At 39.6% G+C, this 14,857-nt stretch carries 12 protein-coding genes; 5 read left to right on the top strand and 7 right to left on the bottom strand.

All coding sequences use genetic code 11. From position 1 onward, the window contains the following. The first annotated feature begins 1 nt into the window (after position 1). Positions 2 to 709, top strand: coding sequence for a 3'-5' exonuclease (locus tag NQT65_RS02815; RefSeq protein ID WP_256850457.1), 708 nt, complete (start codon positions 2 to 4; stop codon positions 707 to 709). A gap of 120 nt (positions 710 to 829) precedes the next feature. Here NQT65_RS02815 and NQT65_RS02810 read toward each other — a convergent pair whose 3' ends face one another. Further along, entirely contained in the window at positions 830 to 2,410 is a 1,581-nt protein-coding gene (locus tag NQT65_RS02810) for a BCCT family transporter (protein WP_256850456.1), read from the bottom strand. Positions 2,411 to 2,845: 435 nt separating this feature from the next. On the opposite strand from NQT65_RS02810, the gene egtB reads away from it, so the two are divergent. Together egtB and egtD are read left to right on the top strand one after the other, a co-directional pair. Next, positions 2,846 to 4,120, top strand: coding sequence for an ergothioneine biosynthesis protein EgtB (egtB, locus tag NQT65_RS02805; RefSeq protein ID WP_256850455.1), 1,275 nt, complete (start codon positions 2,846 to 2,848; stop codon positions 4,118 to 4,120). Next, positions 4,117 to 5,091 (top strand): L-histidine N(alpha)-methyltransferase, encoded by a 975-nt coding sequence (egtD, locus tag NQT65_RS02800; protein ID WP_096041797.1) that lies wholly within the window; start codon positions 4,117 to 4,119, stop codon positions 5,089 to 5,091. The genes egtB and egtD overlap by 4 nt, the downstream gene beginning before the upstream one ends. A 4-nt stretch (positions 5,092 to 5,095) precedes the next feature. Here egtD and NQT65_RS02795 read toward each other — a convergent pair whose 3' ends face one another. The 4 genes from NQT65_RS02795 to pxpB all read right to left on the bottom strand — a co-directional run bounded on the left by NQT65_RS02795 (position 5,096) and on the right by pxpB (position 9,649). Continuing rightward, positions 5,096 to 5,935 (bottom strand): PhzF family phenazine biosynthesis protein, encoded by an 840-nt coding sequence (locus NQT65_RS02795; RefSeq protein WP_256850454.1) that lies wholly within the window; start codon positions 5,933 to 5,935, stop codon positions 5,096 to 5,098. After that, positions 5,919 to 7,592, bottom strand: coding sequence for an asparagine synthase B (gene asnB / locus NQT65_RS02790; RefSeq protein ID WP_024034109.1), 1,674 nt, complete (start codon positions 7,590 to 7,592; stop codon positions 5,919 to 5,921). The genes NQT65_RS02795 and asnB overlap by 17 nt, the downstream gene beginning before the upstream one ends. A gap of 463 nt (positions 7,593 to 8,055) precedes the next feature. Continuing rightward, positions 8,056 to 8,988: a 5-oxoprolinase subunit C family protein gene (locus NQT65_RS02785; RefSeq protein ID WP_256850453.1), complete on the bottom strand. Its 933-nt coding sequence runs from the start codon at positions 8,986 to 8,988 to the stop codon at positions 8,056 to 8,058. Position 8,989: 1 nt separating this feature from the next. Continuing rightward, positions 8,990 to 9,649 (bottom strand): 5-oxoprolinase subunit PxpB, encoded by a 660-nt coding sequence (gene pxpB, locus NQT65_RS02780; protein ID WP_126006962.1) that lies wholly within the window; start codon positions 9,647 to 9,649, stop codon positions 8,990 to 8,992. A 196-nt stretch (positions 9,650 to 9,845) separates the two neighbouring features. On the opposite strand from pxpB, the gene msrA reads away from it, so the two are divergent. Both msrA and NQT65_RS02770 read left to right on the top strand, forming a co-directional pair. Continuing rightward, positions 9,846 to 11,135: a peptide-methionine (S)-S-oxide reductase MsrA gene (msrA, locus tag NQT65_RS02775; protein WP_256850452.1), complete on the top strand. Its 1,290-nt coding sequence runs from the start codon at positions 9,846 to 9,848 to the stop codon at positions 11,133 to 11,135. A 329-nt stretch (positions 11,136 to 11,464) separates the two neighbouring features. Then, positions 11,465 to 12,007: a transporter substrate-binding domain-containing protein gene (locus tag NQT65_RS02770; protein WP_024034114.1), complete on the top strand. Its 543-nt coding sequence runs from the start codon at positions 11,465 to 11,467 to the stop codon at positions 12,005 to 12,007. A gap of 989 nt (positions 12,008 to 12,996) precedes the next feature. On the opposite strand, the gene NQT65_RS02765 is transcribed toward NQT65_RS02770, so the two are convergent. Both NQT65_RS02765 and NQT65_RS02760 read right to left on the bottom strand, forming a co-directional pair. Beyond that, positions 12,997 to 13,878 (bottom strand): LysR family transcriptional regulator, encoded by an 882-nt coding sequence (locus NQT65_RS02765; protein WP_004587893.1) that lies wholly within the window; start codon positions 13,876 to 13,878, stop codon positions 12,997 to 12,999. A gap of 315 nt (positions 13,879 to 14,193) precedes the next feature. Then, entirely contained in the window at positions 14,194 to 14,850 is a 657-nt protein-coding gene (locus NQT65_RS02760; RefSeq protein WP_004587894.1) for a 3-oxoacid CoA-transferase subunit B, read from the bottom strand. Positions 14,851 to 14,857: the final 7 nt, after the last annotated feature.

The following is a 14,857-nucleotide window of genomic DNA, read 5'->3' as shown; positions in this document are numbered from 1 at the left end:
AATGGCTAAGCAATCGTATTTTGACTGGCAGGCTCATTATAAAGCACTGGCTAACAACGCTAAAAATGAGCATTTAAAGGCGTTTTATCAGCACGCTTATGGTGATACGCACACGCCTATAAAAGACATTTCGTTTGTGGCTCTTGATTTTGAGACAACCGGTCTAAATAGTGAGATAGACGATATAGTCAGTATTGGCTTAGTCCCCTTTACAATGCAAAGAGTATATTGCACACATGCTAAGCATTGGGTAGTACAGCCTCGTAAAAGCTTAAGCGAGGAGTCAATTGTTATTCATGGTATTACGCATTCAGAAGTGGATGATGCTCCCGATTTAACCTCTCGACTAGGGCCGCTACTTAATGCACTTAGTGGTAAAGTGGTGGTGGTGCATTATGCAGCGATAGAGCGGCACTTTTTAAACAATGCATTACTTACGAGAATTAACGAAGGGATTCAGTTTGCATTAGTCGATACCATGGAAATTGAGCAACGAGCGTTGCGCGCCCGCCAAGGCTTAATAGGGCGTTTGTTTAATCAAAAGGTAGGCTGCTCACTTAGGCTCACAGATTGCCGCAGTCGATACTCTTTGCCTGCCTATCATAATCACAATGCGCTAACTGATGCATTAGCCACAGCAGAGCTGTTGATTGCACAGCTGCAATACCATTACCGCGATGATACGCCATTGGCTGAATTAATAAGTTAAATCTATTTTAAATTCTAGCGAGTGTAATACAGGTTTAAACTTATTAACCACCGTTTAGCTTAGCTAATAAAAACGCCGCATATTATGCGGCGTTTTTTTAGTTTACTGGCAAGCGACTAATTATTTAACAGGGCGAGGCTCAGTACGTAATCCTAATAATAGGCTTACACACATTAGTAGTAACACTAAAGTAAACGGAAGACCTGTTGAAACAGCACCCGCTTGTAATGCTTGAATCGCCTCTGTACCGCCAATCCATAATAGAGCAGCAGCAATAGAGCCTTCAACCGTAGCCCAAAAGATGCGTTGTGGTACTGGCGCATCCACTTTACCGCCTGCTGTAATTGAGTCGATAACTAACGAACCCGAGTCAGAAGAGGTAATGAAAAACACTAATACTAAAACAACAGCAAGGAACGAAAGCACGCTCGACATAGGTAGTTCGTCTAGCATTTGGAACATCGCCATAGGTACATCGGTTAAACCGTTTACGCCTAAGCTACCTACACCTTGTACAACTTGGTCTATTGCAATGCCGCCGTAAATAGACATCCATAAAATAGTAACCGCAGTAGGAATTAATAATACAGCGAATAAAAACTCTCTAATTGTACGACCACGAGAAACACGCGCAATAAACATACCTACAAACGGTGACCACGAAATCCACCATGCCCAGTAAAATACAGTCCAACCGTGCATCCATGTTTCGTCTTCACGGCCATGTGGGTTGCTCAGTGGAATAATATTTTCAACATAACCCATAACCGTATTTGGTACGTTACCGATTGCCACAGCAAAGCCAACTAAACCAACAAACAGGAGTAAGGCAAATGCAATGAGCATGTTTATATTACTAAGGACCTTTACGCCGCCATCAATGCCGCGTACTACTGAGATAATAGCCAGTAAGGTAACGCCTATAATAACCAATAATTGTGCGCCTACACCGCCATCAGTTCCAAATACATGATTAATACCTGCAGAAGCCTGCTGCGCGCCTAAACCTAACGAGGTTGCAAGGCCAAACAAAGTGGCAAGCACGGCAAGAATATCAATAATATGACCAGGCCAGCCCCAAGCTCTGTCGCCTAATAGTGGATAAAAAATTGAACGGATTGATAAAGGAAGACCTTTATTATAAGTAAAAAACGCAAGTGAGAGCGCTACAACGGCATAAATAGCCCACGGGTGAAGACCCCAGTGAAACATGGTTGCACCCATTGCCACTTTTACAGCCTCTGGCGTATTTGCGGTTACATTAAGTGGGGTTTCGTACCAGCCGGTAAAGTAAGCTACAGGCTCTGCAACACCCCAAAACATTAACCCAATACCCATACCAGCGGCAAATAACATGGCAAGCCATGACATACGCGAGTGCGTTGGTTTAGCACCTTCTCCGCCTAAACGAATATTACCATATGGCGATACAATTAATGCCAAACAAAATATAACAAAGAAGTTTGCTGCCCACATAAAAAACGCATCAAAGTTATTTATTATATCGAGCTTAATACCATCAAGCGTTGCTTTGGCTGTTTGCGCATCTGAAACGAGAATGGCGACTAAAAAGATGACAATCAAACCGGCACTAATACCAAAAACAGGATTATGTATATCAAATCCCCATTTTTGCACGTTATCTTGACCTACGGTGTAGTCCGTATTATCAATACTATACTTGTCATGATTTTCGCTCATGAATACCTCTTATGTTGTCCTAACAAGCCAGAGAGTTCCGGCATAACACTAAGTTAATTAGCCACAAAGTAAGTTGCATTATTTACAACAAAACTTATTTGAGGACTAACTAAATTAATCGCTGATCATACCCTTAATAGTGTATGAGTTAAATCGTAAATGTAAAACTATTTGGTTATGTATGCCTGATTACTTAGCGCTAAAAGCTATTTATCACTAAAAAGATAAGCTATTGTTAATTCAGTGAGTGTTAAAAATTAGTTTGTTATTAAACTAAAATTAAAGCAGCGCCACCAAACTCGTTTAGTCGTTAATACATTAGTCTACGTTTTAAATGGGTAGAGGGTTTGATTTAATCATTATGTAACATGCATAAAGGTAAAATCTGGAGTAGGCTTTATTTAATCGCAAAGAGTGAAAAGGACTAACTTTAATATGCTAAACACGAAAACGAATGAAGCGCCCAGCACTGAAAAAATACACGCTCAATTTCAGTCAATTCGCCAACATAGTCTTACACTTATAAAAAACCTCAGCGCAGAAGATTGCCAACTACAAGCAATGGAAGATGCAAGCCCAATGAAATGGCACTTAGCTCACACCACGTGGTTTTTTGAAACATTTTTACTTGCTAAGTATCTGCCTAACTACACTCTCTTTGATGAACAATTTAAGATGCTTTTTAACTCCTACTATAACGGCATAGGTGAGCAATTTAAGCGTGCTAATAGAGTATGTTTATCTCGCCCCAGTTTAGAGGTGGTGTTGCGCTACAGAGCTTATGTTGATAATGCGCTAAACGAGCTGCTTCAATTAGGCACTAACCAAACACTGTGCAATATTATAGAACTTGGGCTGAATCATGAGCAGCAACATCAAGAGCTCATGCTAATGGATATTAAATATAATTTTTCGGTTAATCCAAGCTTTCCTGCCTACAGCCAAACCCCAAATAACTTAATAAAGGTGAGCGATTCGTTAGGCACTTTAAAATATACCGAATTTAGCCAAAGCATAACCAATATAGGGGCTGATGCTAAAAACGGCTTTTCGTACGATAACGAACAACCTAAACATCAAGCCCTTATCCATGCGTTTAGTTTTGCTAATCGATTAGTGACTAATAGAGAGTACTTACAATTTATAGAGGCGGGCGGGTATAAAAAACCTTCATTTTGGTTAAGTGATGGCTGGGCTAGTATAAATACCGAGCAACTTAGTCACCCTTTATACTGGCAGTATATTGACGGGCAGTGGTTTGAATTTACTCTCTACGGACTGCAGCCTTTAAATTTAGATGCGCCAGTGAGCCATGTAAGTTATTTTGAAGCGGCAGCTTACGCTAATTTTGTAAATGCGCGCCTACCTACTGAGTTTGAATGGGAGTATGTAGCGCAGCAGCAAGCACTTAAGCAACAGCACAACGATTTGCTTACGCCAAGTGTATGTAAAAACCCAGGTGTTATCTCGCAGTTAAGCGATACATGTTGGCAGTGGACTAATAGCGCCTATTTACCTTACCCAGGCTTTAAACCCTTTAGCGGAGCCGCAGGGGAATACAATGGTAAATTTATGAATAACCGAATGGTTTTGCGTGGTGGGTGTGTGTTTACCCCAAAAGATCATTTAAGACAGACCTATCGAAACTTTTTTTATCCGCACCAAGCGTGGATGTGCAGCGGCATTAGACTAGCAAAGGACATACTATGAGCCAAGTAACAGCAATTAATCAGCAATCAATAACCGATCTAGACTTTTTAAATGATGTATTACATGGGCTTGCTCAACAGCAAAAGTCGCTGCCGTGTAAGTATTTTTACGATGATAAAGGGGCGGCTTTATTCGAGCAAATAACCTCATTGCAAGAGTACTATGTTACCCGCACTGAACTTGCCATATTAGAAGATTACTCAAAAGCTATCGCTAATAGACTGCCTGAGAACCTATCAATTATTGAGCCAGGCTGTGGCTCGGGTAAAAAGGTCGCGTATTTACTCGCCCATATGAGCAATGTGAAAACCTTTGTTCCTTTTGAAATATCATCAGAGATGCTTAATTACTCGTTAGCGCATTTATCACCGTTATTTCCGGAGCTGGCCATTACGCCATTGCTAGGTGATTTTACCCATAGCCAAATGGTTAAGCAGTTAACAAAAGACACCGCCTTAGACAGCCAAACAAATTTAGTTTATTTTCCAGGCTCTACACTCGGTAACTTTGCGCCAGTAAAAGCCATTGAAATAATGAATAATTTCCACCGTTTATGCGGTGTTGATGGCTATGTATTAATCGGTATTGATTTAGTAAAAGAGCGACAAGTGTTACTTGATGCTTACGATGACAAAGCCGGCATTACCGCCGCCTTTAATAAAAACTTGCTCCAGCGTATAAATAACGAATTAAATGGCACGTTCATTTTAGATAATTTTAAACATGAATCGCGATTTAACGAAGTGCACAGCCGCATTGAAATGCATTTAGTGAGCAAGTGTAATCAAAGCGTGGTTATTAACGATAAGCAAATAGACTTTGTAGCGGGAGAGAGCATTCACACTGAAAACTCGCACAAATATACGCTTGAGTCGTTTAAAAATCTTGCTGCTCAGGCTAATTTATCGCTTGAACAAACATGGCAAGATGAGAAAAGCTACTTTGCACTTTGCCTACTAAGGCCAATGTAATAGTTTAACTTACAACTACCTGATTGCTGCTAAACGTATAGTTTAGCAGCGCGCCCTTTGGTGACTGCTGCAAAAGGGTTACTTTATTTAAACCATATAGTCTAAAAATAAGGGGCGCAATAACCGACACAGCAGAGCCTGTAGCCGTATCTTCATTTACCCCAAATTGCGGCGCAAAATACCTAAAATATGCGCTTGCGCTGTTTTTATTAACACTATGTATTTGCAGTGCAATTACCGCATTGTTATGCACATTTACTAAATGTGTAAAATTAATCTGTAAATGCTTTAAATCAGCCATGTTTTTAAACAGTACAACGGTATAGCCATTTTTATAAGCTGTTGAGTAAGTTGCTTTTATAGAGTGCGAAAACACATCACTAAGGCTGTTAACCTCATCACTCTTTTTAGAATTAATAGCCGCTAGCTGAAGTTGTACCCGGCCTGTAGCTCGCTTTATTTTAAACCGTTCTTTATCGTTTGAAATAAAATGTGAAGGGCAAAAACCAAAGTGTGTTAATAAACATTTTGCAGCAGCAAGGGTGCCATGGCCGCAGCGCTTAATTTCTGATGTTTGGTTAAACCAGCGAATGTTACATACACGGTGAGAAATTTCACTTTCATTTAAAAAAACGCTAGCAGGGTGCTGCGAATTTGATGCAATTTTTTTCATTACACGCGTACTTAACCCTTGCGTATAAATAACAATTAACGCACTCGAACCGGCTAAGTTATGCTGTGAGCTAGAAAATACAGGAACTGAATAAAGGTACTTTATATATCGCAACCTAGGCTGTTGTAGCCTACGTTGCGATAACAGGGTGCGTTTAGCCTTTGCTTGCATACGCGTCGTTGTGAACGCCAGCAGCACGGCCTGAAGGATCAGCATTATTTTGAAATGATGCATCCCATGCAAGTGCTTCAGGGGTTGAACACGCAACCGACTTACCATGTGGTACACATTTAGCTGATGCATCACCTGGGAAGTGTGATTCAAAAATAGAGCGATAGTAATACGCTTCTTTAGAATCTGGCGTGTTAATAGGGTACTTAAACTTAGCGTTAGCAAGCTCTTGGTCGCTTACTTGCTCGTTTACAAACTCTTTTAACGTGTCTATCCAGCTGTAGCCAACACCGTCTGAGAATTGCTCTTTTTGACGCCACAGTACTTCTTCAGGCAGGTAGCCATCAAAACCTTCGCGTAAAATGTGCTTTTCAATTTTGCCATCTTTACACATTTTAGCTTCAGGGTTGATACGCATAGCCACATCAACAAACTCTTTATCAAGAAACGGTACGCGTGCTTCTACGCCCCATGCAGCCATTGACTTATTGGCACGTAAACAGTCAAACATATGCAGCTTTGACACTTTACGGTTTAGCTCTTCATGAAACTCTTGTGCGTTTGGTGCTTTATGGAAGTATAAATAGCCACCAAATAGTTCATCAGCGCCTTCGCCCGATAATACCATTTTAATACCCATAGCTTTAATTTGGCGCGCCATTAAATACATTGGCGTTGAAGCACGGATGGTGGTTACATCGTACGTTTCAATGTGGTAAATAACCTCACGAAGCGCATCAATACCTTCTTGAATGGTAAAGTGAATAGGGTGATGTACTGTGCCAATCATATCCGCTACTTTTTGCGCAGCGGCTAAATCAGGTGAACCCTCAAGCCCAACAGAAAAAGAATGCAGCTTAGGCCACCATGCGTCGCTTTCATCGTTATCTTCAATACGTTTAGCAGCAAAACGTTGCGTAATAGCCGAAATAACCGACGAGTCTAAACCGCCCGATAGCAATACGCCATACGGTACATCACACATTAGCTGGCGTTTTACAGCGCTTTCTAGCGCTTCTTTTACGTCTTGCGCTTGTGCGCTGTTATCTTTAACTGCATCAAAGGTTTCCCAATCGCGCTTATAATAAGGCGTTAGTTCACCATTTTTGCTGTATAGGTAGTGCCCTGGTGGAAACTCTTCAATGTGCTTACAAATTGGTGAAAGCGCTTTAAGCTCAGAGGCAACATAAAAATTACCATGCTCATCGTGACCAGTATAAAGCGGAATAATACCAATGTGATCGCGGCCAATTAAGTACGCATCGTTTTCTTCATCGTATAAACAAAATGCAAAAATACCATTTAAGTCATCTAAAAACTCAGGCCCTTTTTGTTTGTATAACGCTAAAATAACTTCACAGTCTGATTGAGTCTGAAATTCAAAATCAACCTCTAACTCTGCTGCAAGCTCTTTGTGGTTATAAATTTCGCCGTTAACCGCTAAAATATTTGTTTTTTCAGGGTTATATAATGGTTGTGCGCCGCTTGATACACCAACAATGGCTAAGCGTTCATGCACTAAAATCGCTTTTTCAGATGAATACACACCAGACCAATCAGGGCCACGGTGCCTTAGTAGTTTTGACATTTCAATTGCTTGGGTACGCAACTGAGTGGCGTTAGATTTAATATCTAATACACCAAAAATTGAACACATAGTAACTCCTCATTCCTATTATGTGTGCAGCAGGGCAACTTTGCTGTGCTGCGAAACCTTGTTTTATCAGAAATAATTACTCAAGTCACACTGCTTTTACAATTAATTAAGAATAATTTATGCACCAACTGAAAAGTGCGCGCACCAAAGTAGTGCACTGCGCACAAGTGCGATTATATTTACAACACCTTTAGTGTTTAAAGTGTCGTTAATAGGGCATTTAGCGCAGTGTTTGCAAAAAAGCACACTGCACAAATGCACCAAGTATGTGCGAAAATTAAAGCAGAGCTTAAATTGCCTTATTATAATTTTTTGCGTTAGCGTGTTTTAATTTTATACGCTTAATTAACCAAACTTCACTTACTTATAATTAACCAATCTACGCCTACCTATTGCAAGTTAAGTAGAGCGCCGCTTGTACTTTTATTAGCTCCTTGTAATAGGTTTATAGCTCACCTTAAAGTTAACTGTATTTAAGTGCCAAGCTGAGCTGATGTAAGTGACCTTTAAGCTTTTGTTTTGCTAAGCTAGCTTGCTCATGGGTTACTTGCTTAAATTCAATTGAGTCACCGGGTCTAAATTGCGCAAATTGATGTAAATCAGCCTCTATTACCGTGCCAAGTAATGGGTAGCCACCGGTTGTTTGTGCGTCGTTAAGTAATACAATAGGCTCACCACTGGGCGGTAATTGAATAGAGCCTGGGCCTGTACCAAGAGAGGCAAGTGAGTGACTATGAGTTAGGGCACTTTCGTTTGTTAGCCTAAGCCCCATTCTGTTGCTGTTATGGCTTACTTTAAACGCCGTTGAAAAAAACTGTTTAAGTAGCGTATCACCTAATAGTTGCGCATGTGGGCTTGCATGTACCCTAATCACCTTTAGTTTAGGCGGAGTAATAGCGCCGCGCTGTATAAAACGCGTTATTGGCACGGGTGATGTTTTAATAGGAATTATGTCGCCCTCGCTAAGTGCTTTACCTGCTAAGCCACCAAAGAGCGCGTTTAAATCGGTTGATTTTGAGCCCATGATATCTTTAACATCAATGCCACCTTGTACGGCTACATAGGCACGCAAACCAGCGCGGCCAGTATCAAAGCTTAAAGTTTGTTTGGCTCTTACTTGGTAACTCCAGCCAGGGTACAAGGGCGTTTCATCAAGCGCAGCGTTTAAATCAGCACCTTGTAGGGCAATAATAGTATCGGTTTCAAACTGTAACTCGCACAGGCCTAACGTAACCTCGAGCACAGCTTCATTATCGTTGTTACCCACTAATTTATTGGCAATTATTTGTGCGTAAGGGTCTAAACAACCCGCTTGGCTTACACCTAAATGACGATAACCGCAGCGCCCGCCATCTTGAATTGTAAGTTGTACGCCGGGTTTAAGAACTTTTATCACTTTATGCTCCTTGCACTGTGTTTATTGAAACGAACGATAGCGTGTCGCCGGGTTTAAATAAGCAAGGATCTGAGTGTGTGCTATCAAAAAGGGGCGTGTTTGTGTGGCCGATGATATGCCAACCGCCAGGTGTTTCTGCGGGGTAAATGGCAGTTTGCTCTGCGCCTAAAGCAACGGCACCTTTAGGTACTTTAGTACGCGGGGTGTCTCTGCGTGGGATATACAAGCGTGAATCTAATCCATGTAGGTAAGCAAACCCGGGCTGAAACCCTAAAAATAAAACGTGGTAAGTGGCTTGGCTATGTATTTGAATAATTTGCTGGGGTGTTAAATTAGTTTGTTTGGCAACAAAATCTAAATCTTCTCCTTCATAGGTAGTGTGTATTTTATGGTGAGTGCCTTTAAATGTTGTTGCTTGTACTTTGTCCCATAAATCAGGCAAGGCGTTTTGCCATTTTTCTAAATTACTTGTCGATTTTAAATAAAGCGTTAAAGAGTTCATGCCTGGGACTAAATCGATAAATTCGTTACTTTGCTTTAGCTGCTTAGTGAGTGCCCAAATTTTTTTTTGAGTGTCTAACACATTGTTTTGTTTATGCTGTGTGGCATCTAATAGCAAACTGTTATTTGTTAAAGTAAATACCTGTAAAAATGCAGTCATAATTTAATCTTTTTATACAACGTGCAGCAAAGCTAACATAGTTTTGTCAATTTATTCAGTACCTAGCCATAAGAAAAATAAACGAAAAAGAAATGCAGACTCAAACTGTATTCAAATTTAGCACGTATTTATTTACTGAAATTAAAACAATGGATGTTGGGTCTTAATTAAAACACGCAGGTATTAAGAGGTATTTATGACATTTTCTCGCTCAGTTTATTTATTAGGCGCCGCTATTACATTTAGCGCCGGCTGCTTTGCTTTATCAACCGAAAAAATAGAGCACAGTAACGTAGAGGCCACAATGCATATAAAAACCATTGTGTTAGGCTCTGGCTGTTTTTGGGGAGCCGAAAAGCGCTACGAAGCACTAGAAGGGGTTATTGATGCAGAGTCAGGCTATGCAGACGGGCACGGCTTTAAAGCAAGCTATAAAAATATCACCGACCAATCTCGCCGGTTTGACGAAAACAACTACGCTGAAGTAGTGCAAGTGATGTACAACAGCAATATCATTTCTTCTAAAGCGCTATTACAAAATTACTTTGAAAGCCACGATCCTACACAATTGAATCGCCAAGGTAATGATATTGGCACGCAGTATCGATCAATTATTCTTACTACCACTAAAGAGCAAGCGCAGCTTGCAGAGCTAGTTAAAGCCGAGTATCAACCGTTATTAAGTGAAGCCGGTTATGGGGCAATTAAAACAGTTATAAAACCCCTTGAGGGGTTTGTATCTGCTGAGGAGTACCATCAAAATTATTTACAAAAGAATCCAAATGGCTATTGCCCAGATCACGCCACGGGTGTGGTATTTAATAAAACTAAAAAAGCAGATGTAGACAATAACGTTTTACTCACGGGCAAGCAGATTGTGGTACTTGATTCGCGCGAATACTGCCCTTACTGTGAAAAATTTAAAAAAACAGTCGCTAACGATTACAAAGGTTCTATCCCACTGACATTTCGCCATGCTGATGAGCTTAATGGCCTAACTATAAAATCGGCAACTTGGGCAACCCCCACCATTTTGTTTTTAGAAAATGGAAAAGAGGTGTACGCGCGTCAAGGCTATGCAAGCCCCGCTGAATTTTACAAAGCACTTGGCGCCTTTAAACTAGGCGATAGTGATGCTTACGAAGTTGCATTTAATGAGCGCACCGACAGACCTTATTGTAAGGAGTATAAAGAATTTAAAAACACTCCCGATGGCGTATTTGTTGATAAATTAAGTGGTGAGCCATTATTTGATACCCGCGATAGATTTAATTCGGGCACGGGGTGGCTGTCGTTTAAACATCCGGTTAAAAATAGTGTTACCAAGCATAAAGATAGCAGCTGGGGGATGACTCGAATTGAGCTTAAATCAAAAAGCACAGGTATACATTTAGGGCATTTATTTAAAGGTGAGGGGCCAAGAGGCACAGATAGATACTGTATTAATGCTACTGTGTTAGAGTTTATACCTCGTGACAAAAGCTAATTTATAAGAGCGATTAATTCGCTCTTTTATATTTAATAAATCTAAACTTTAATTAACTGTGATTATGATATATAAATTAATAATCCAAACGATATAAACGGCATTTTACTATCAAACTGATTAACACGTTAGCACTTGTATCAGGGCTTATAACTATAAGCCCTGTATTAGCACAGCCAACCGAAAAATATGTAATAGGGGTAGAGAATATAGAATACCTGCCTTATTACGATGGCAGTGGCACTAATAAGCGTGATTATTTTGGTTTTAGTAAAGAGTTACTGGAACTATTTGCAAAACAACAAAATATTAAATTTGAATTTTACACTTTGCCTATTCCGCGCCTTTATAAAGAATTTATAGAGCATCACCATGTTGACTTTAAATACCCTGACAACCCTAATTGGCAAGTAAGTTATAAAAATCAGCATCAACAAGATATTAATTATTCTGTGCCTTCATTAGTTACACATACAGGGATAGCGAGCTTAAAGGACAATATTAAACTTGAAGATTGTAAATCACTTGCAAAAGTGCGTGGCTTTACATTGCAAGGGCTTGAAAAGTTAACCTCAATGCCAGGCTTGCAAGTACTCGAAAATGATAACGTTATTGAGATGATTTATTTGCTGCATAAAGAGCGAGTCGATTGTATATATATTTCACACGATGTACTTAAATACAATATAGAAGAATTTTTTGATACTCCCGTCCCTGTATTTTTTCAGCATCAGTTGCCTGTTGATCACCAAGCTTTTATGTTATCGAGCATTAAACACCCACAGCTCGTTAAAAAGTTTAATGTATTTTTAAAAGACAATGAAAATGCCATTGAAGAGCTTAAACAAAAACATAACTTTATAGTTGAATGATACTAAATTTAAGCGAATTGGTATAAAACGGTGAGGCAGGTAATCGTGTTTATAAAACAAAAACGGCCCAAATAAGGTCACCACCTCACATGAACCGCTTTTCACACTGACAACATCTTACACACACAATATAAGATTTGGTTTGCTACATAGTAGCTAATTTAGTTATTGCTGCGTGTTGCTGGTGGAATAAAAAACAGTTCAAACCAAGTCATCACCTAACTTGAACTGCTTTTTCACACTGACAACATCTTACACACACAATATAAGATTTGGTTTGCTACATAGTAGCTAATTACGTTATTGCTGCGTACTGCTGGTGGAATAAAAAACAGTTCAAACCAAGTCACCACCTAACTTGAACTGCCTTTTCACACTGACAACATCTTACACACACAATATAAGATTTGGTTTGCTACACAGTAGCTAATTACGTTATTGCTGCGTGCTGATGGTGGAATAAAAAACAGTTCAAACCAAGTCACCACCTGACTTGAACTGCCTTTTCACACTGACAACATCTTACACACACAATATAAGATTCTTTTCTTACCTTGTTAGAGCTATCACATCTAAAAAGGTTGCATTTATTTGGTGCAAAACAGTAAATAATGTCTAATTAGTAAAAACGTTTAGCTGTTTGCTTGCGATGGGTTAACTTTAGAATAATCGTAAAAGTCAGACAAACGATAAAAATAAAACCAATAAGTGAAAAAAATTAAGCTATAGACTTTAGTCTAACCTGCAGTGTTATTTTATTGATTTTAAATGTTAAATTTTTATTGATTAGCTTGTAGGGCAAAAACGAATGATTAAATAAAAATATTTAATTAATAATAAATCACTAAACGGTGTTGTTAAGCTGCAAGAAAGTAAAAAAGAAGGAGCTTTACAGTTTACTGTGTGCAGCTTTAGCACTTGCTACGTGCTGCACACATTAAAATTGGCGTTATTAAACCAAAATGTAAATTGCATTTACTAAGGCAACACTAACCTTGAATGTTACTAAATGTAGATACAACCCATTTAGCAAATAAATCTAGGGCGGGATTTGGCGAATTAGCTTCATGCTGTACTAAATAGTATTTATCTTTGGTGGTAAGGGGCTGTTGAAATAATTTATAAAGCCATTTTTCATCAAACCAGCTTTGGCTAATAGGCAGCGGTATAAGTGAAATGCCAATGCCCTGTTGCGCTGCACGAGCGACCCCAAACATACTATCAATTTGTATAATTTGCGTAGGCGAAAAGTCATCTATACCCGCTTTTTCAGCCCATTGGTGCCATGCCCACGGCCTTGCTTTGTGAAGGATTAATGGTACTTGGTTTAATGCTTGGCAGTGATCGTCTTTCCACTGTTTTAACAGTTTTTCGTTACACGCCGGTATATATTCAAGATTAAATAGCTCTGTAGTAAGGCCCTCAGTGGGTTTACTTGAGGATAAAACAATCGATAAATCACTGTGGCGGGTTAGCTCTTTACGGGTTTTGAGCGTATCCATTTGTAAATTTATATTAGGGTGCTCAGATGTCCACTCACTTAATTTAGGCATAAGTAGTTCACTGGCAAAAAATTCAGGCAGCGTAATAGTTATATTAGTATTTTGCTGCAATTGACTGAACTCGTTGATGGTGTTTTCAAGCGTATAGATAATAGGCGAAATGGCATCAAAAAAGTTTTTACCCGCGGCCGTTAAACTAATGGATCGGGTTTGGCGTTGAAAGAGTTCAATGCCTAGTTGTTCTTCAAGTTGTTTTATCTGATGGCTTACCGCAGAGGGCGTTAAGTACAGCTCTTTAGCTGCATGTTTAAAACTTAAGCTTTTTGCTGCAAAGCAAAAAGAGCGGAGGCCTCGAATAGGAGTTTGCATGTTTTCCAGAATTGTTTAATTAATTTAAGACGCCTTTAATAGGCAATAATCGAACCAATAATTTAATATAATAATATCAATAGTTTAATTTTAAATATAGCACTAGTTCACAAAAAAGGTGCAGACAATCCACAAATTAGTGCAAATAATCTAAGCGCTTACATTAAAAGCTATTTGTATTATAGATAATATTTACTTCAACAGTATTAAAACTGAAAAAAAGTTTATGGCAGGTAAAAAAAATCCCTCTTTCGAGGGATTTTGGGTAACTCAGCGCCATTGGCACTGGGAATGAGGTCGGTACATGGTAAAGCGTTAAAAAACCATTTCTGGTACTTCACCGTCAACAAGTAATTTACCTGCTGTTTTACTAATGATTTCATCAACCGATACGCCCGGAGCGCGCTCGAGTAAATGAAATGCGCCGTCTTTAACTTCAAGTACGGCCAAATCTGTTACTATTTTTTTAACGCAATTAACGCCCGTTAGCGGTAATGTGCACGACTCTAATAATTTAGAATCACCATGCTTACTGGCATGGGTCATAGTAACAATAATATTCTTTGCCCCAGCGACTAAATCCATTGCGCCCCCCATGCCTTTTATCAGCTTTTTGGGGATCATCCACGAGGCAATGTTGCCGCTTTGGTCTACTTCAAATGCACCCAGAACGGTTAAGTCTACATGACCACCCCGTATCATGGCAAAACTATCTGCACTATTAAATATGGCTGCGCCTGTGGCAGCTGTCACGGTTTCTTTACCCGCGTTAATCATATCTGCGTCTAGCTCGGCTTTTGTTGGGTAGGGACCCATACCTAAAAGCCCATTTTCTGACTGTAACATAACTTCAATACCATCAGGTACATAGTTTGCGACGAGTGTCGGAATTCCTATGCCCAAATTAACGTAAAAGCCGTCTTGTAGTTCCTGTGCAACGCGCATTGCAACTTGTTCACGTGATAATGCCATAACCTAT

The organism is Pseudoalteromonas agarivorans (assembly GCF_024518735.1).
Taxonomy (GTDB): domain Bacteria; phylum Pseudomonadota; class Gammaproteobacteria; order Enterobacterales; family Alteromonadaceae; genus Pseudoalteromonas; species Pseudoalteromonas atlantica.
This window is presented reverse-complemented; position numbering and strand designations above follow the sequence as displayed.

Coding starts and splice junctions, on each gene's coding strand:
- NQT65_RS02815 (WP_256850457.1), top strand. CDS start 2: ATGGCTAAGCAATCGTATTTTGACTGGCAGGCTCATTATAAAGCACTG.
- NQT65_RS02810 (WP_256850456.1), bottom strand. CDS start 2,410: ATGAGCGAAAATCATGACAAGTATAGTATTGATAATACGGACTACACC.
- egtB (WP_256850455.1), top strand. CDS start 2,846: ATGCTAAACACGAAAACGAATGAAGCGCCCAGCACTGAAAAAATACAC.
- egtD (WP_096041797.1), top strand. CDS start 4,117: ATGAGCCAAGTAACAGCAATTAATCAGCAATCAATAACCGATCTAGAC.
- NQT65_RS02795 (WP_256850454.1), bottom strand. CDS start 5,935: ATGCAAGCAAAGGCTAAACGCACCCTGTTATCGCAACGTAGGCTACAA.
- asnB (WP_024034109.1), bottom strand. CDS start 7,592: ATGTGTTCAATTTTTGGTGTATTAGATATTAAATCTAACGCCACTCAG.
- pxpB (WP_126006962.1), bottom strand. CDS start 9,649: ATGACTGCATTTTTACAGGTATTTACTTTAACAAATAACAGTTTGCTA.
- msrA (WP_256850452.1), top strand. CDS start 9,846: ATGACATTTTCTCGCTCAGTTTATTTATTAGGCGCCGCTATTACATTT.
- NQT65_RS02765 (WP_004587893.1), bottom strand. CDS start 13,878: ATGCAAACTCCTATTCGAGGCCTCCGCTCTTTTTGCTTTGCAGCAAAA.
- NQT65_RS02760 (WP_004587894.1), bottom strand. CDS start 14,850: ATGGCATTATCACGTGAACAAGTTGCAATGCGCGTTGCACAGGAACTA.